This is a genomic window from Pseudomonas rhizozeae, from assembly GCF_031583775.1.
Taxonomy (GTDB): Bacteria; Pseudomonadota; Gammaproteobacteria; order Pseudomonadales; family Pseudomonadaceae; genus Aquipseudomonas.
In genome coordinates, this window is record NZ_JAVLSB010000031.1 from 1 (window position 1) to 15,582 (window position 15,582).

At 60.8% G+C, this 15,582-nt stretch carries 16 protein-coding genes; 9 read left to right on the forward strand and 7 right to left on the reverse strand.

All coding sequences use genetic code 11. From position 1 onward, the window contains the following. Nucleotides 1–77: 77 nt before the first annotated feature. Complete coding sequence (locus RG836_RS09840) at nucleotides 78–1,403, reverse strand: sigma-54 dependent transcriptional regulator (RefSeq protein ID WP_310845045.1); 1,326 nt, start codon at nucleotides 1,401–1,403, stop codon at nucleotides 78–80. Nucleotides 1,404–1,748: 345 nt separating this feature from the next. On the opposite strand from RG836_RS09840, the gene RG836_RS09845 reads away from it, so the two are divergent. Together RG836_RS09845 and RG836_RS09850 are read left to right on the forward strand one after the other, a co-directional pair. After that, nucleotides 1,749–2,006 carry a hypothetical protein gene (locus RG836_RS09845; RefSeq protein ID WP_310845046.1) on the forward strand — a complete coding sequence of 86 codons (258 nt, stop codon included), beginning with the start codon at nucleotides 1,749–1,751 and terminating at the stop codon, nucleotides 2,004–2,006. Between the two features lie 309 nt (nucleotides 2,007–2,315). Further along, entirely contained in the window at nucleotides 2,316–3,605 is a 1,290-nt protein-coding gene (locus tag RG836_RS09850) for an NHL repeat-containing protein (protein WP_310845047.1), read from the forward strand. Between the two features lie 4 nt (nucleotides 3,606–3,609). On the opposite strand, the gene pssA is transcribed toward RG836_RS09850, so the two are convergent. Further along, entirely contained in the window at nucleotides 3,610–4,953 is a 1,344-nt protein-coding gene (gene pssA, locus RG836_RS09855) for a CDP-diacylglycerol--serine O-phosphatidyltransferase (RefSeq protein ID WP_310845048.1), read from the reverse strand. A 215-nt stretch (nucleotides 4,954–5,168) separates the two neighbouring features. Here pssA and RG836_RS09860 point away from each other — a divergent pair, with 215 nt between their 5' ends. The 3 genes from RG836_RS09860 to RG836_RS09870 all read left to right on the forward strand — a co-directional run bounded on the left by RG836_RS09860 (nucleotide 5,169) and on the right by RG836_RS09870 (nucleotide 7,342). Next, a complete protein-coding gene (locus tag RG836_RS09860; RefSeq protein WP_310845088.1) occupies nucleotides 5,169–5,732 on the forward strand; it encodes a TetR/AcrR family transcriptional regulator in 564 nt (187 codons plus the stop codon). A gap of 50 nt (nucleotides 5,733–5,782) precedes the next feature. Next, on the forward strand, nucleotides 5,783–6,259 hold the full coding sequence (locus tag RG836_RS09865) for a nuclear transport factor 2 family protein (RefSeq protein ID WP_310845049.1): 477 nt from the start codon (nucleotides 5,783–5,785) through the stop codon (nucleotides 6,257–6,259). A gap of 303 nt (nucleotides 6,260–6,562) precedes the next feature. Then, nucleotides 6,563–7,342: a TSUP family transporter gene (locus tag RG836_RS09870; RefSeq protein WP_310845050.1), complete on the forward strand. Its 780-nt coding sequence runs from the start codon at nucleotides 6,563–6,565 to the stop codon at nucleotides 7,340–7,342. Here RG836_RS09870 and nudC read toward each other — a convergent pair. Together nudC and RG836_RS09880 are read right to left on the reverse strand one after the other, a co-directional pair. After that, nucleotides 7,310–8,140 carry an NAD(+) diphosphatase gene (gene nudC / locus RG836_RS09875; protein ID WP_310845052.1) on the reverse strand — a complete coding sequence of 277 codons (831 nt, stop codon included), beginning with the start codon at nucleotides 8,138–8,140 and terminating at the stop codon, nucleotides 7,310–7,312. The genes RG836_RS09870 and nudC overlap by 33 nt on opposite strands. Before the next feature lie 6 nt (nucleotides 8,141–8,146). After that, the gene (locus RG836_RS09880; RefSeq protein ID WP_310845053.1) at nucleotides 8,147–8,959 is read right to left on the reverse strand and encodes a crotonase/enoyl-CoA hydratase family protein; all 813 of its coding nucleotides are present in this window, start codon (nucleotides 8,957–8,959) and stop codon (nucleotides 8,147–8,149) included. Between the two features lie 206 nt (nucleotides 8,960–9,165). Here RG836_RS09880 and RG836_RS09885 point away from each other — a divergent pair, with 206 nt between their 5' ends. After that, a complete protein-coding gene (locus RG836_RS09885; RefSeq protein WP_310845054.1) occupies nucleotides 9,166–9,705 on the forward strand; it encodes a tetratricopeptide repeat protein in 540 nt (179 codons plus the stop codon). 47 nt (nucleotides 9,706–9,752) lie between these two features. On the opposite strand, the gene RG836_RS09890 is transcribed toward RG836_RS09885, so the two are convergent. Together RG836_RS09890 and RG836_RS09895 are read right to left on the reverse strand one after the other, a co-directional pair. Continuing rightward, nucleotides 9,753–11,051: an ATP-binding protein gene (locus RG836_RS09890; protein ID WP_310845056.1), complete on the reverse strand. Its 1,299-nt coding sequence runs from the start codon at nucleotides 11,049–11,051 to the stop codon at nucleotides 9,753–9,755. 4 nt (nucleotides 11,052–11,055) lie between these two features. Beyond that, nucleotides 11,056–11,757 carry a response regulator transcription factor gene (locus tag RG836_RS09895; RefSeq protein WP_310845057.1) on the reverse strand — a complete coding sequence of 234 codons (702 nt, stop codon included), beginning with the start codon at nucleotides 11,755–11,757 and terminating at the stop codon, nucleotides 11,056–11,058. A gap of 352 nt (nucleotides 11,758–12,109) precedes the next feature. On the opposite strand from RG836_RS09895, the gene RG836_RS09900 reads away from it, so the two are divergent. The 3 genes from RG836_RS09900 to RG836_RS09910 all read left to right on the forward strand — a co-directional run bounded on the left by RG836_RS09900 (nucleotide 12,110) and on the right by RG836_RS09910 (nucleotide 14,365). Then, the gene (locus RG836_RS09900) at nucleotides 12,110–12,751 is read left to right on the forward strand and encodes a DUF1345 domain-containing protein (protein WP_310845058.1); all 642 of its coding nucleotides are present in this window, start codon (nucleotides 12,110–12,112) and stop codon (nucleotides 12,749–12,751) included. Nucleotides 12,752–12,865: 114 nt separating this feature from the next. After that, on the forward strand, nucleotides 12,866–13,705 hold the full coding sequence (locus RG836_RS09905; protein ID WP_310845059.1) for an AraC family transcriptional regulator: 840 nt from the start codon (nucleotides 12,866–12,868) through the stop codon (nucleotides 13,703–13,705). Between the two features lie 51 nt (nucleotides 13,706–13,756). Further along, nucleotides 13,757–14,365 carry a LysE family translocator gene (locus RG836_RS09910; RefSeq protein ID WP_310845060.1) on the forward strand — a complete coding sequence of 203 codons (609 nt, stop codon included), beginning with the start codon at nucleotides 13,757–13,759 and terminating at the stop codon, nucleotides 14,363–14,365. Nucleotides 14,366–14,433: 68 nt separating this feature from the next. Here RG836_RS09910 and RG836_RS09915 read toward each other — a convergent pair whose 3' ends face one another. Beyond that, a complete protein-coding gene (locus RG836_RS09915) occupies nucleotides 14,434–15,525 on the reverse strand; it encodes a methyl-accepting chemotaxis protein (protein WP_409078070.1) in 1,092 nt (363 codons plus the stop codon). Nucleotides 15,526–15,582: the final 57 nt, after the last annotated feature.

Genomic DNA, 15,582 nt, shown 5'->3' on the forward strand with positions numbered 1-15,582 from the left:
CCCGGTCAGTCAACGAAAAGGTTGAGGCTGATGGACGATTCGCGAGCACGCTCGCTCCCACAGGGTATGTGCAGTGGTTAACGAATCTGATGTTTGTGCAGCAACCGGTAAAATGTTGGCCGCGACACGCCCAGTACACGGGCGGCCACGCTGAGATTGTCGCTGTGCCGGTTCAATACATCGCACAGCGCCTGGCGTTCGGCGCGGGTCTTGTAATCTTCCAGGGTGCCCATCGGTGCAGCGACGGTGTGCTGGCTGACCAGCCCCAGGTCGCGGGCTTCGATCTGCCGCCCTTCGGCCAGCACCAGCCCCCGGCGAACCCGGTTGGCCAGCTCGCGGACATTGCCCGGCCAATCATGTTTGCCCATGGCCACCAGGGCATCTTCGCTGAAGCTTCGCGGCCGGCGACCGGTTTCATGGCTGTAGAAATGCGCGAAATGGTTGGCCAGCATCGCCAGGTCGCCGTGCCGTTCGCGCAACGGCGCGGTGACCACTTGCAAGACATTCAGCCGATAGTACAAATCCTCGCGGAAGCGCTTTTTCTCGATCGCCGCTTCGAGGTCGACGTGGGTCGCCGCCAACACCCGCACATCCACCGGGATCGGCTGACTGCCGCCGACCCGCTCGATGTGTTTCTCCTGGAGGAAACGCAACAGGTTGGCTTGCAGCTCCAGCGGCAGATCGCCGATTTCGTCGAGGAACAAGGTCCCGCCATTGGCGGCTTCGATGCGCCCGACCTTGCGCTGGTGGGCCCCGGTAAACGCGCCCTTCTCATGGCCGAACAACTCGGACTGAATGAGGTGTTCAGGAATCGCCCCGCAATTGATCGCGATGAAAGGCTTGCTGTGCCGCTGAGATTGGCGGTGCAATGTCCTGGCCACCAGTTCTTTACCGGTGCCGCTTTCGCCACGGATCAACACCGGCGACTCGGTGGGTGCCAGTTTGCTGAGCAATTTGCGCAAATCGCGGATCGGCCGGCTGTCGCCGAGCAATTCATGCTCGGGCTGGTCGATGTGAATCGTCCCCTGCCCGCGCAGGCGCGCCATGCCGAATGCACGGCCGAGGGTCACTTGCACCCTGGAGACGTCGAACGGCAGGGTGTGGAAATCGAAGAACCATTCGCAGACGAAGTCGCCCACGTTTTGTAACCGCAGGACTTCCTGGCTGAGCACGGCAATCCATTCGGTGCCGCTGCGGGTGATCAGCTCCTTGACCGCTTCCGGGCGATCAAGATGAAACGGCTGCAAGCGCAACAGCCCGACATCGCAGGTGCGAGCACCGGCGTTCTCCAGGCTACAGCTGTCCACATCCCAGCCAACCGAGCGTAAACCCGGCAATAAACGGTGGCAGTCGTCGCAAGGATCGACCACTAACAAACGTCGTAACGCGGGTGATTCGATCATGACTGTTCCTTGGCGCCAAACTTACAGAAATGTTATTAGAAACAGTCATTTGGCGGACCTGGCTGTAACATTAGCAAGAATTTGACGGAGCCTTGTACCGATTGACTATAGGATCAATGCGAAAATAGTTATAAGCAGCATGTTAGTTAGTTGCCTATCGAATGAAACCTTTCATTTGGCTTTCAATCACCGATCAATCATCAACAATATGTAAGAAAGTTGAAATTTCTTTTAGCACTGTGTGACCTGCAGCCGGTGTGCGTGCATCAGTACAAGTAACTGCCGGACGGAACGCCCAACCGACGGCCTGTCACTTGAATGGGCTTATAAGAGAGAACAACCGAAATGAATGCTCCGCTGCGCATCAACGAAGCTCTTTTGATCGCCAACCACGCATTTCACCCGTTCAAGTGTGTGGCCTGGGAAGGCAACGGCGAATTATCCCTGACCGTTATCGACCGCACTTTTACTCACATCGGTCGCCAGCAGATTCCAAGCAGTGCTTATGTCGATCCGGCGCAACTCGAGTCGCTGCTCAAACAGGCCCGCGCCGATATCAGCAAAGAAGGTTATGAACTGCAATCCTGGTCCATGCCTCAATAATCCAGAGATGCGGATCACCGCCCCGGTGATCCGCATTTTTTTGTCTGTTGTTTTTGTCCCCGCCATTCAACCCTTGAATGCACACATTGCTATAACTCCCTCCCTTACACGCCTTAAACCAGGCCGTCAGCACCGCCAAAATGCTTGGCTAGCTTGGCTTTGGACTGAAAAGTCAGCAATCTGGCACACAGCGACTGTCCACCTGTAAGGTCTGACAGTTGTGCGTTAATGCATTCAGGGATTGAATGTTTCGCTCACGTGGCCACTCCCCGGTTCCCGGTTGTTGTCGGCTTGCGAGGAGAGGCGCGCATGTCCGCTCACACCGCTGTTGCCAAGGTTGTGTTGGAGAACACCGCAGGACAGTTGGACCCCACGTTTGCCGCCGGCGGCAAGGCGTCGGTGTATTTCCCCGACAGCGCATCTAGCCGGGCTCATGGCGTGGCGGTCGATACTCAGGGTCGCGTGCTGGTGGCGGCCAAGGTCGGTACCGCCGAGGGCGACCGCTTCGGCCTGGCCCGGTTGCAGGCAGATGGTTGCGCTGACCTGAGCTTCGGCTACCACGGTAGCGTCATCGGCCAATTTGCGGCGGGCAGCGACGCCACCGGCAGTACGCTAAGGATCCTGAAAAACGGCCATTTGTTGCTGGGCGGACTGCATTACGAAGATGGCCAGCGCACCTTGCCAGCCCTGGCCCTGTTCGATCAACACGGACATCCGGTCAACACTTTTGGCGACGACGGCCGACTGGTGGTGCGACTGCCCGGCGAGTTGTCCATGGGCCGCCGCGATGGCTGGCTGCCTCCGGGGGTGCCCGGCGCAGAAGCCTGCGACCTGCAACTGTTACGCGACGGCCGCATCCTACTGCTGGCCAATCATCATTTCGACCTCGCGGACCATGTCGGCCTGCTCATCTGCCTGTTGCCCGACGGCAGCCTGGACCCTGACTTTAATGGCAGAGGGTTCGTGATGGTGCGCCATCGGTTGATGAATTCCTGGCTCGGCAGTTTGACCCTGCACGGTAGCGATCATGTGCTAGTAGCGGGATCGATCAACATGCCGCAGGAGGGATTGCTGGCGCGTTACACACTCAACGGCGAACTGGATGAAGCCTTTGCCGACCATGGCTTCTTGCGCTTCAAGGCTGATGGCCAGGGCGCGCAAGTCAGTCGGGTGGTGCCCTTGGACGATGAACGCTTGCTGTGCCTGGGCAGCAGCCGCGATCCGATGCACAGCCTCGCCCTGGTTGTGCGCGACGATGGTCAACCGGATGATCGCTGCAACGTCGGCGAAGCGCGCATGCTGCGGATCGGCGACAGTCTTAGCCAATGGACCGCTGCCCTGCCCCAGCCGGACGGTTGCGTGCTGGCGGCCGGCGCCACCGTGGGTGGGGTCGAGGCAGATTTCACGCTGGCGCGCTACTTGCCGGACGGCGACCTCGATGCCGGATTCGCCAAAGGCACCGGTTGGGTTCGCACGCGCCTGGGCCGCAGCCTCGACACGGCGACGTCATTGGCACTGCAGGCGGACGGCGGCATTCTGGTCGCCGGTTACTCACTGGACGGCAACTACCGCGCGGTCGTGCTGCGGTATTTCGGCTGAGCCGTTACAGGATCCGGTAGAGCAGACGTTCGATGCGCACGCGGCTGACCCGACGCAGGAATTTCCCGACCGCTTCCGGATAATCCGGCAACGTTTCCAGGTCCTGATAGCGTTCGATCCGCCGCGTGTGCCGGTAGATCTGCGTCAGTTCGGTCCGCCGTGGCTCCAGCAGTTCGCCCTTTGGATCATCCAGCAGCAAGGCATTTTCCAGATCGAGGCGAAACGCTCGCGGGTTGAGGTTGTTGCCGGTCAGCAAGGTGTAACGCTGATCGACCCACATGCCCTTCAGGTGGTAAGTGTTGTCGCCATCGCGCCACAGCCGCAGATTCAACTGGCCGCTGTCGATCATCTTCTGATGGCGCTTGGCAAAGCGCCGCAAGCTGATTTCGTATAGATAAGGCAGCGCGGCGATCACCTTGAACGGTTCGCTCGGCGGTATATAGAAGTCGTTGGCCGTCTTGTCGCCGACGATGATGTCAATCTTCACGCCACGGGCCAGCGCTCGATTGAGTTCGCGGGTCACCGCCAGTGGCAGGTTGAAGTACGGCGTACAAATGGTCAGCTGGTGTTGGGCGCTGGCGATCAACTCGCCAATCACTCGGCTCAGCGGGTTGTTCTTGCCCACGCCCAATAACGGGCTGACGCACAACTGGCCCTTGACCACAGTACCCGCGCTGGTGTCATACGCAGCGTGTTTGAGGCGGCTGCGCAGGTCGCCGATGTCATTGCGCAGGCTGCGGGTGGTGGGCAGGTTCGGCAGGTCGAGGCGATGCACCGCTTTGGAAGTGATCAGGCCATGTTGCACCAAGTGCTGCATAGAATCCGCCAGATCACGATTGTTCAGCACGTGATAGCGGTCGTAGCGGTACTTGTCGAATTTGTGCAGGTAGACGTTATTGAGGCTCGCGCCGCTGTAGATAACGCTGTCGTCGATGATGAAACCCTTGAGGTGCAACACGCCAAACAGTTCGCGGGTCTGCACCGGCACGCCGTAGATCGGCACTTCGCTGGCGTGGGTCCGCGTCATTTCCTGATACCAGGCCGAGTTGCCAGGTTGCTTGCCAGCGCCGATCAGACCGCGCTGGGCGCGCAGCCAGTCGACCACCACCACGATATCCAGTTCGGGCCGCGCAGTTTTAGCAGCGTGCAGCGCATCGAGAATTTCCTGGCCGGCCTCATCCTGCTGCAGGTACAGGGCGACGATATAGATGCGCTGGGTGGCCTGGGCGATTTTATCCAGCAGGCAATGACGGTACTCAGCAGCGCCGCCGAGGATGGTCACATCCTCGGCGGTCAGCGGAAAACTGCGCAGTTTGGGCAACAGAGAGCGTTTAAAAAGCGACGGCATAGGGCTCGCAAGGGTCTAATCCGATGAACCCGAGAGCTTACACCATGGATGGGCTCGGGTCTTCCCGGCGGCCGTAAAGCGCCCTTTCGCAAGTAGGTTCGCTCTGACCTTTGATTACGCAAACGCGTGGGAGCGAGCCTGCTCGCGAAAGCAATCTAACAGCCAACGGAAAATACTGGTTGACTATGGAGAACGCTCGTTCTACTGTACGCCACATGAACGAACTTACTCGCAATGACACACGCGACATCATTCTGGATGTCACCGAAAAGTTGATCTACAAAAGTGGCATCGCCGCCACCGGCATGGATCTTCTGGTGAAAACTGCCGGTGTCTCCAGAAAAAGCATCTATCGTTATTTTGCCAACAAGGAAGAGCTGACGGTTGCCGCCCTGCAACGCCGCGATGTGCGCTGGATGCAGTGGTACCGCAGCGAAGTCGGCAAGGGCGAAACCTCAGCGGCGCGCCTGCTCAACCTGTTCAGCGTGCTCAAGAGCTGGTTCGTCAGCGAAGGCTTTCGCGGCTGTGCGTTCATCAACACCAGCGGCGAGACGGGCGACCCCACCGATCCGGTGCGTCAAGTCGCCAGGGAACACAAACAGAAGTTGCTCGACTATGTACTTGAACTGTGTATCGAACATGGCATTGAAGATCCTCAAACAGCAGCCCGCCAGTTGCTGATTTTGATCGACGGCGCCATTACCGTTGCACTGTTAATGGGTGACCACGGTGCCGCCGATAATGCGCAATGCGTGGCACGGAAGTTATTGGAACTGTAACAACCTGAACAACCAGGCACCTTACTCAATATTAATTTGATAGGAGAATAATGATGTCGACCGAAACCCGCCCGCCACTGCCACCTTTTACCCGTGAATCGGCCATCGAGAAGGTGCGCCTGGCCGAAGATGGCTGGAACAGCCGTGACGCAGAACGTGTATCCCTGGCCTACACCCTGGACACCAAATGGCGTAACCGTGCCGAATTCGCCACCAATCGCGAAGAAGCCAAAGGCTTCCTGACCCGCAAATGGGCCAAGGAACTGGATTACCGGTTGATCAAGGAACTCTGGGCCTTCACCGACAACCGCATCGCCGTGCGCTATGCCTATGAATGGCATGACGACTCGGGTAACTGGTTCCGTTCCTATGGCAACGAGAACTGGGAGTTCGACGAAAACGGCCTGATGGCTCACCGCTTCGCCTGCATCAATGACATGCCCATCAAGGAAAGCGAGCGTAAATTCCACTGGCCGCTCGGCCGCCGCCCGGATGATCATCCGAGCCTGTCTGACCTAGGGCTGTAACCTCACACTGTCCCTATCTAGTGGGAGCGAGCCTGCTCGCGAACGCGGAATGTCAGCACCCTCATCGTTTGCTGATACATCGCTTCGCGAGCAGGCTCGCTCCCACAATGGCCAAATTGTCTTCGGCAAACCATTTACCTGTGGCGAGGGGCTTGCCCCCGATGGGCGACGTAGTCGCCCCTCACTCTCCAAACCTGCTCGCAATGACGCCAGACAAGTCGCCTCCCGTTGCGGATATCAGTAAGATAGCACCCCTTCCCCGCAGGCCTTTTCCCTGCGCTCCCTGCCGATCAAGCCGATTCCATGCCTTTCGAACTCAGTGTTGAACTCTCCACCCTGGCCATCCTGGCGCTTGTCGCATTCGTCGCCGGGTTTATAGACGCGATTGCCGGTGGTGGCGGGCTGTTGACCACGCCGGCGTTGCTCACCGCCGGTCTGCCGCCGCATCTGGTGCTCGGCACCAACAAGCTCAGCTCGACCTTCGGCTCGGCCACGGCGGGTTTCACTTTTTACCGGCGCAAGTTGTTCCACCCTCGGCAATGGCGGCGGGCGATCGTCGGTACACTGGTGGGCGCGCTGAGTGGCGCGGTGATCGCGCAGTACTTGCCCGCCGAATGGCTGAACAAGATGCTGCCGGTGATCGTTTTTGGCTGCGGCCTGTACTTGCTGTTTGGCGGTACACCGAAAGCGCCACTGGACAGCGACGCGCCGATCAGCAAGAAATGGCAACCGGCCCAAGGCTTCAGCCTCGGTTTCTACGACGGCGTTGCGGGCCCCGGCACCGGCGCGTTCTGGACCGTCAGCACGCTGCTGCTCTACCCCGTCGACCTGGTAAAGGCCAGCGGCGTGGCCCGCAGCATGAACTTCGTCAGCAACATCGCCGCGCTGTCGGTGTTTGTCTTTTCCGGACAAGTGGACTGGATCATCGGCCTGAGCATGGGCGTGTCAGTCATGGCCGGCGCGTTTTTTGGCGCCCGCACCGCTATCAGCGGCGGGGCGAAGTTCATTCGCCCGGTGTTCATCACCGTTGTCCTGGGATTGACCGTGCGCCTAGCTTGGCAGCACTGGTTCAGCGTGGCCTAGTCGCCGCGCCACGTACACGTCGATCAAGTACCGAGCGATCGAGCGCGAGGCCGGCAGCGGCGGGAGGTCGTGGACGTTGAACCACTGCGCGTCTTCGATTTCATCTTCCTGACAGACAATCTCGCCACCGGCGTATTCGGCGTGAAAACCCAGCATCATCGAATGCGGGAACGGCCAGCACTGGCTGCCCAGATACTGGATGTTCTTCACCTCAATGCTGACTTCCTCGCGCACTTCACGGATCAGGCAATCCTCCGCCGACTCCCCCGGCTCGGCGAACCCCGCCAGCGTGCTGTAGACCCCACTGACAAAACGCGGCGAGCGCGCCAATAGCACCTCGTCGCCACGGGTGACCAGCACAATCATGCTCGGCGAGATGCGCGGGTAATAACGTAGATCGCAGGCCTCGCAATACATCGCCCGCTCACCGGGAACCTGCTTCGCTGCCTGGCCACAATTGCCGCAAAAACGATGCTCGCGGTACCAGGTGCCAATCTGCGCGGCGTACCCCAAAACCTTGTAGACCGTGTGGTCACCTTCGAGCATGAACGCCCGCAGGCCTTTCCAGTTGCAGCCCGGCACTTCGCCGGAACTGCGCAGTTCCAGCAAGTACACCGGTTCGCCGTCCAGATGGCCAATGCCATGCTCGGCGAGGATCGTCAGGTCCTGGCGCTTGAGCCATTCCCGGGGGAACAGCGCGCCGTTGTCGTCGAACAAAAAGCCTTCGGGGCTGCGTGCGACGGCCCAGCCGCCGGGTTGATCGGTGTCCAGTACTGCCGTGGTCCAGCGTGAAGTCATGTTCAATCAGTCCAGAAATTCGGGCTTCTGTTTGCTCATATGGGCGGCCATGGCCACGCGCAAATCGTTGGATTGCAGCATGGCGGCGTTCCACGTGGCGACGTAGTCGAGACCATCGGCAATGCTGTGGTCGCGCATGTAGCTGATCATCGCCTTGGTGCCCGCCACGGCAATCGGCGATTTGCTGGCGATGTCCCGCGCCAGGCCCATCACCCCGTCCAGCAGGCTGGACGCATCGCTGTAGACGCGGTTGACCAGGCCCATCTCGCGCGCTTCGGCGGCACCAAAGGTGCGACCAGTGTACGCCAGCTCACGCAGCATGCCGTCACCGATGATCCGCGGCAACCGTTGCAACGTACCGACGTCGGCCGCCATGCCAATGTCGATTTCCTTGATCGAGAACTGCGCGTCTTCGGCGGCGTAGCGCATGTCACAGGCGGAAATCAAATCGATAGCGCCGCCCAGGCAATAGCCCTGGACCGCAGCGAGCACCGGTTTGCGGCAGTTGTCGACGGCATTGAAGGACGCTTGCAGGTTGAGGATCTTGCGCCGCAGCAACCGCGCGTTGCGCCCGACATCCTTGCCCAGTTCATTGGCCACGCCGGCCAGCATCATCAGGTCAATACCGGACGAAAAATGCTTGCCGGCGCCACTCAGCACCACCACCCTCACGGCGTCGGTGTCGTCGACCCATTGGAAAATCTCGATGATCTCACTCCAGAACGCGGCATTCATGGCGTTGATCTTTTCCGGCCGGTTGATCTGCACATGGGCGATGTTATCCGCCAGTTCGACGCTGAAAGCTGTGTATTGAGACATGGCAACGATCCTTGACCGGTCAGAAATGAGGCTTGAACTATAGCAATGCATCACCCGTGGCAGTAAGGCAGCGGTTTGGCCAAATGCGGGACTCTGCGGGTTTGTAGCAAACGGGCACCCATCACTGAAATACTCTGGAATAAACCCACACGTCGAAGCGTTGTTGATCTGCCAACCTTGATTTGCCCTCACAGGAGTCACAGTCAATGAACACCCGTCGCGCTTTCGCAACACCGCTGCTGCTCGCCACCTGCCTGGCCGCCGCCCTCGGCAGCTCACTCGTTCTCGCCGCTGGCGATGAAGCAGCCCCACCCAAGCCGCAATGCCCCAAGGGCCAGGTCTTCGACACCCAGTCGCAAAAATGCGTGTCCCAGACCAGCAGCCTGGTGCCGGATGAAGATCGCACCAAGTACGCCTACCAACTGGCCAAGGCCGGGCGCTATGAAGAAGCCCTTGCGCTGCTCGACACCCTGAAAAACCCCAACACCGCCAAAGCCCTCAACTATCGCGGCTACGCCACGCGCAAGCTGGGGCGCACCGACGAAGGCATCGGCTACTACTTGCAGTCGGTCAAGCTCGACCCGCAGTACGCGCAAGTACGCGAATATTTGGGCGAGGCCTATGTGATCAAGGGGCGGCTGGACCTGGCGCAAGAACAGCTGCAACACATTCAGTCGATCTGCGGCAGCGCCTGCGAGGAATACCAGGACCTGGCCGAAGCCATCGACGATTCATCGAAAACCTGACAGTCGCCGGGTGGCTGGTGATCCCCAGTGCAGAGGATATTGGTCCCTCACCACTGGGGCAACCACAGCCGAAACCGCGCCCCACCCAACGGCGAGGCTTGCACGGTCAAGGTGCCGCCCTGGGCTTCGAGGGCGCGGCGGCTGATGGCCAGGCCGAGGCCGAAGCCACCGGTGGCGCGGTCACGGCTGCGGTCGAGACGGTAGAACGGTTCGAAAATACGCTCGCGCTCATCCTCGGGAATGCCGATGCCGTCGTCATCCACCCAAATCTCACAACCTTTGGGGCACACCTGAACGCCGACCTGGATACGTTTTTCGCAGTAGCGCATGGCGTTGCGCAGCAGGTTTTGAATCGCTCTGGCGGTCAGGCGTGGGTCTAGGGTAAAGCGCTCAAGCTGGTTGTGCAGCGCGACGTCGATGACGATCTCCGGTGATTCCAGTTCGTCGTCGACACTGCCGAGGATGCTGTCGATAAACTCGTCCAGCGCCACCTCGACCCGCTCCGGCAAACGCGCCGGGTTCTGCAAACGGCTGTAGGACAGCAACTCCAGCACCAACTCATCCAATTCGCGAATGTGCGCCACCAGGCCTTGCAGGCGCTCGCGACTGGCCTGCGGCAGGTCATCGGACAGCGCCAGCGCCAGACCGAAATCCAGGCGTGTCAGCGGCGTGCGCAGTTCGTGGGAGACCGCGTTGAGCAAGTCGCGTTGTTGATTGAGCAGGCATTCGATGTCGGCGGCCATGGTGTCGAACACATGGGCCAGACTGCCAATATTGGAACTCGCGGCAATCTGCGTGCGCTCGCCCAAGTGGCCCTTGCCGAAGCGTTCGGCGGTGCCTTTGAGGCGTTCCAGATCGCGCCAGTGCAAGCGCAGCCAGATGAGTAGGCAACCCAGCAGCGCGGCGCCGATCAGCACATTGATGCTCCAGTACAGCAAATCCACGTCCATTGGGTCCGGTGGCACGATCATTTTCACCGCCGTCTGCCCGTCCAGCGGCGCCGCCGCCAAAGTCCGCCAGCCCCAGTCGCCGACCCGCACCACGTTGTCGCCACGCTGCAGACGTTCGCGTTCGATGGCGCTGAACTCCGGGTCATCGATGCGGCTGAGGACGATGTGCAGCGGCGCGAATTCCTTGTCCATCTGCGCCGCCACCGCCGGCCACTGCGCCTCGGGCACGGCGCGAAATTGTTTGACCATCAGGGTTTGCAAGCCACGGGAATAGTCGAGGTTGTAGCTGATAAAACGCTCCTGGAACACCTTCACCACCAGGTCCGGCATCAGGTAAATCGCCGCGCTGAAACTGACAATGGTCACCAGATACAGGCGAACGAGAATTCTCAGCATGGCCTCAGCATTCCCATTCCGAGCGACTGAACAGGTAGCCCTTGCCCCACACGGTTTTGATTTTTCGCGCCTCGCCGGCGTGGTCGTCGAACTTGCGCCGCAATTTGGAGATCGCCACGTCCACCGAGCGGTCGGTGCCGTTGAATTCGATACCGCGCAAGCGTTGCAGGATCTGGTCGCGGCTCAGCACTTCACCGGCATGCCGGGCCAGCACCACCAGCAGGTTGTACTCGCCGCTGGACAATTCCACCAACTGACCGCGCCAACTGACGGTGCGCTCCGACAGATCGATGCACAGGTTGCCCATTAGAATCCGGTCGCTGGCGGTTTGTGGCTCGTTGAGGCTGCTGCGCCGCAACAAAGTGCGCACGCGGGCCAATAGCACACGCGGCTCGCAGGGTTTGGTGACGTAGTCGTCGGCGCCCATTTCCAGCCCCAGCACCTGGTCGTGGCTGTCATCGCGGGCGGTGAGCATGAGGATCGGCAGGGTTGCTGAGTCGGCGCGCAGCAGGCGACACACTTGCAGGCCGTCGAGGCCCGGCAGCATCAGGTCGAGGATCACCAGGTCCGGCGGATTGACCCGCGCGCGCTCGCGCACCTGGTCGCCACGGCTGGTCACGCTGACCGAATAGCCGTTGCGCTCCAGGTAACTGGCGATCAGTTCGGAGAGTGCGGTGTCGTCTTCGACCAGCAGGATGTTGGGCATGGGTGTTTCCAGACAAAGCGGTGGTGTTTGATCCATCGCCTTCGCGAGCAGGCTCGCTCCTACAATATTTGTGGGAGCAAGCCTGCTCGCGGAAGCGTTTTTCCGTGCGCATGGGCGTCAAGGCGCCAAGGATATACGTCCTCACCCGTGACCGAACAAAACCCTTACATAATTTCACAGGCGTCAGTCTGTGCGGGATGCTTTTGGGCCTGCTGCGCAGGCCATCGGGGGCAAGCCCCCTCACTACAATGGCACGGCGGGGGCAAGCCCTCTCACCACAGAGGTGCGCAGAGTTATGCACGGCCCGCGCCTTGGGCTATGGTGATGCCGAGCCCTTCGCCATCGAGTTTCCATGCCGCACCTCGCCCGCACCCACCCTCGCCTGTCCGCTGCCGCCACCCTTGGGATTGCCGCCGGCATCCTGATCCCGGCGGATTCCATCGTCAGCAACATCCTCATCGGCTGGAACACCGGGGTCTGGGCGTATCTGACGCTGATGCTGTGGCTGACGATTCGCGCCAAGGCGCCGGACGTGAAGCTCATCGCTGAAGTGGAAGACGAAAATGCCGGGCTGGTGTTGCTCGTGGTGTGCATCGCGGCGTTGGCCAGCCTGGCGACCATCACTTTTGAACTGGCCGGCAGCCGCGACCTGGAAAGCAGTCGCAAGCTGCTGCATTACGGTTTTACCGCGCTGACGGTAATCGGTTCATGGCTGCTGATCGGTGTGATCTTCAGCGTGCATTACGCGCGTCTTTATTACACCTGGGACGGTAAGGAGCCGGCGCTGCGCTTCGCTGAAGGGCTGACTACGCCAAATTATTGGGACTTCCTGTACTTCTCGTTCACCATCGGCGTCGCCGTGCAAACCTCGGACGTCGGCGTCGCCACCCGCAGCTTGCGCAAGATTGTGCTGGCGCAATCGCTGATTGGCTTTCTGTTCAACACGGCAATTCTCGGGTTCTCGATCAACATTGCCGCCGGTTTGTTTAATTGATGGCTGCACAAACGTTCTAGGCAGGGAGGGTTGGCCGGGGTTAAATGGCCCGGTAATCCGGGGCCGCTCCGTGCCCCTGCGGGAGCAAGCTCCCTCGCCACAAGGGCTTCGTTCATGAGCACGCAGAACTGGATCGACCTCAAGCAGGACGCCGACACCGGCATCGAGACTTTGCGCGCGCATTTCCGCGGCCACGCCTACGATCCGCATTTCCACGATAGTTATCTGGTGGGCATTACCGAACAGGGCGTGCAGCAATTCAACTGCCGCCGCACCCGCCACCACAGCGTTCCGGGCAAAACCTTCCTGCTTGAACCCGGTGACATCCACGACGGCGACGCGCCGACCGAAGACGGTTTCACCTACCGCACGCTCTACCTCGACCCGCTATGGCTGGAGCGTGAGCTGGGCGCGCTGTTCCAGGATGCGCCGCTCAATCATCAACTGTGCGTCGCTCAGCCGCTGATTGCCGACCCACGCCTGGCCCAGGCCACTAGCCTGGCGTTCGAAACCCTGCATGGCGGCGAATTGAAGATCGTCCGGCAGACCGCCGTCGATGGTTTGCTCGAGCGCCTGACCAGCCACTTGCACTGGCGCCAGCGCTATGGCGAAGATCCGCGCCTGCCTTTAGTGGCGCAGAGGGCCCGGGATTACCTGCACGCGAACGCGCACCTCGATATCGGCCTCGATCAATTGGCGACAGTCAGCGGTGTCGACCGCTTTCGTTTGACCCGCGCCTTCAAAGCCGCGTATGGCCTGGCACCGCACGCCTATCTGGTGCAGCTGCGCTTGTCCAAGGCCCGCCGCTTGCTGGCCTCCGGCGCGCAACCGGCGGCAGTCGCCATGGAGCTCGGCTTCGCCGATCAAAGCCACTTGGGCCGCTGGTTCGTGCGCGCCTACGGCTTGACCCCGGCGATGTACCGCAAGCGCTGCTCAAATCTTCCAGACGCCTGAGGCGCCAGTGGTGATGATCGACCCCATCGATCAATCACTGGAGCCTCGGCCATGTTGTCCACCTTCCCCACCCTCCTGCCATTCCTGCTGTTCGCTTTCGTCGCGTCGATCACACCGGGGCCGACCAATATTCTGGTGCTGAGCAACAGTGCGCGGTTTGGTTTTAAAGCGGCGGTGCCGATTATTCTGGGGGGATGCGCCGGTGCGGCGACCATCGTGTTTGTGGTCGGCAGCGGCGGTAATCGGGTATTTGAAGCGTTTCCGTTGGCACAGACGATTTTGCAGTGGTCAGGGGTGATCTGGCTCAGCTACCTGTCATGGCAACTGTTCACCGCCGATGCTGCGGCGCCGATGGCTTGCACCAAGCAACCCAGGCTGGGAGCCATGGCCGCTGTGACGTTACAAGTGGTTAACCCGAAAACCTGGATGATGGCGCTGGCGGTGGTCAGCGTTTTTGCTGGCAGTGGCATCGACCGACAAGCCCATGTCCTGATGTTGTCGCTGGCTTTCTTCCTGATCGCTCTGCCTTGCCTGGCCGCCTGGGCTCTGCTCGGGGCGGCAACTTGCAGATTCAGTGCTTCGCCCCGGGCGACGGGGCGAATCAATAAAGCCATGGCCCTGCTCTTGCTCGGTTCGACCTGGGCGACGGTGTTGCTCTAACCCCGTCGGCTACAGGTGACGCTGGCACTTTTGACGCCGTTGCTTCGGAGCGAGCTGCAGAGCCCGGGTCAAATTACAAACCGCGCCACCATCCCATTCAGGTCAACCGCCAGGCGCGACAGTTCATGGGTGGCGACGCTGGTTTGGTTCGCACCGGCCGCGGACTGAGTCGCGAGGTCGCGAATGTTCACCAGGTTGCGGTCGACTTCGCGGGACACTTGCGCTTGCTCCTCGGAAGCGCTGGCGATCACCAGGTTGCGCTCGTTGATCAGGTGGATCGATTCGGTGATTTGCTCCAGTGCCACGCCGGCGGCGCGGGCCATCTCCAGGGTGGACTGGGTGCGCTGGTTGCTCTGGGCCATGGACTCGACCGCCTGCCCGGTGCCGTTCTGGATGCCGGCCACCATTTTTTCGATTTCCTGGGTCGATTGCGCCGTGCGATGAGCCAGGGCGCGCACCTCGTCGGCGACCACCGCAAAGCCACGCCCGGCTTCACCCGCGCGGGCGGCTTCGATCGCGGCGTTGAGGGCCAGCAGGTTGGTCTGCTCGGCGATGGCGCGGATCACGTCGAGTACTTTGCCGATGTCGCGGCCCTGGGTGGCGAGGCCCTCGATCATCACCGAAGTGTTTTGCACGTCCTGGGTCATGGTCTGGATCGCGCCGACGGTTTCGACAACACGGTCGCGACCTTCGCGGGCGGCCTGGGTCGACTGGTTGGACGCTTCGGAAGTCGACACCGCGTTGCGCGCCACTTCCTCGACCGCTGCGGTCATCTCGTTGACGGCGGTGGCGGCTTGTTCGATTTCATTATTCTGCTGCTGCAGGCCACGGGAGGCTTCTTCGGTTACCGCGCTGAGTTCTTCGGCGGCGGCGCCCAATTGCGTGGCGGAACCGGCGATCTGCTCGATGGTCTGGCGCAGGTTGCCCTGCATGGTCGACAACGCCGCGAGCAACCGCGCCGGTTCGTCCTTGCCGTCGACTTCGATGGCTTTGGTCAGATTGCCGCCGGCGATGGTTTCCGCCGCCACTACCGCGCGGGCCAATGGCGTGACGATGCTGCGGGTCAACAGCCAGGCCAGCAACACCGTCAACAGCGCGGCGGCCACCGACACGGCGATGATGCCGTTGACGGCGAAATCGTAATTGCTCGCCGCGACGATACTCGCAGCGTTGGCCGCTTCACTGTTGAAGGTCATCAGTTTGTTGAGCTGCTCGCC

Bases quoted from the DNA above. Each gene is read 5' to 3' on its own strand.
- RG836_RS09840 (WP_310845045.1), bottom strand. From the start codon at position 1,403: ATGATCGAATCACCCGCGTTACGACGTTTGTTAGTGGTCGATCCTTGC.
- RG836_RS09845 (WP_310845046.1), top strand. From the start codon at position 1,749: ATGAATGCTCCGCTGCGCATCAACGAAGCTCTTTTGATCGCCAACCAC.
- RG836_RS09850 (WP_310845047.1), top strand. From the start codon at position 2,316: ATGTCCGCTCACACCGCTGTTGCCAAGGTTGTGTTGGAGAACACCGCA.
- pssA (WP_310845048.1), bottom strand. From the start codon at position 4,953: ATGCCGTCGCTTTTTAAACGCTCTCTGTTGCCCAAACTGCGCAGTTTT.
- RG836_RS09860 (WP_310845088.1), top strand. From the start codon at position 5,169: ATGAACGAACTTACTCGCAATGACACACGCGACATCATTCTGGATGTC.
- RG836_RS09865 (WP_310845049.1), top strand. From the start codon at position 5,783: ATGATGTCGACCGAAACCCGCCCGCCACTGCCACCTTTTACCCGTGAA.
- RG836_RS09870 (WP_310845050.1), top strand. From the start codon at position 6,563: ATGCCTTTCGAACTCAGTGTTGAACTCTCCACCCTGGCCATCCTGGCG.
- nudC (WP_310845052.1), bottom strand. From the start codon at position 8,140: ATGACTTCACGCTGGACCACGGCAGTACTGGACACCGATCAACCCGGC.
- RG836_RS09880 (WP_310845053.1), bottom strand. From the start codon at position 8,959: ATGTCTCAATACACAGCTTTCAGCGTCGAACTGGCGGATAACATCGCC.
- RG836_RS09885 (WP_310845054.1), top strand. From the start codon at position 9,166: ATGAACACCCGTCGCGCTTTCGCAACACCGCTGCTGCTCGCCACCTGC.
- RG836_RS09890 (WP_310845056.1), bottom strand. From the start codon at position 11,051: ATGCTGAGAATTCTCGTTCGCCTGTATCTGGTGACCATTGTCAGTTTC.
- RG836_RS09895 (WP_310845057.1), bottom strand. From the start codon at position 11,757: ATGCCCAACATCCTGCTGGTCGAAGACGACACCGCACTCTCCGAACTG.
- RG836_RS09900 (WP_310845058.1), top strand. From the start codon at position 12,110: ATGCCGCACCTCGCCCGCACCCACCCTCGCCTGTCCGCTGCCGCCACC.
- RG836_RS09905 (WP_310845059.1), top strand. From the start codon at position 12,866: ATGAGCACGCAGAACTGGATCGACCTCAAGCAGGACGCCGACACCGGC.
- RG836_RS09910 (WP_310845060.1), top strand. From the start codon at position 13,757: ATGTTGTCCACCTTCCCCACCCTCCTGCCATTCCTGCTGTTCGCTTTC.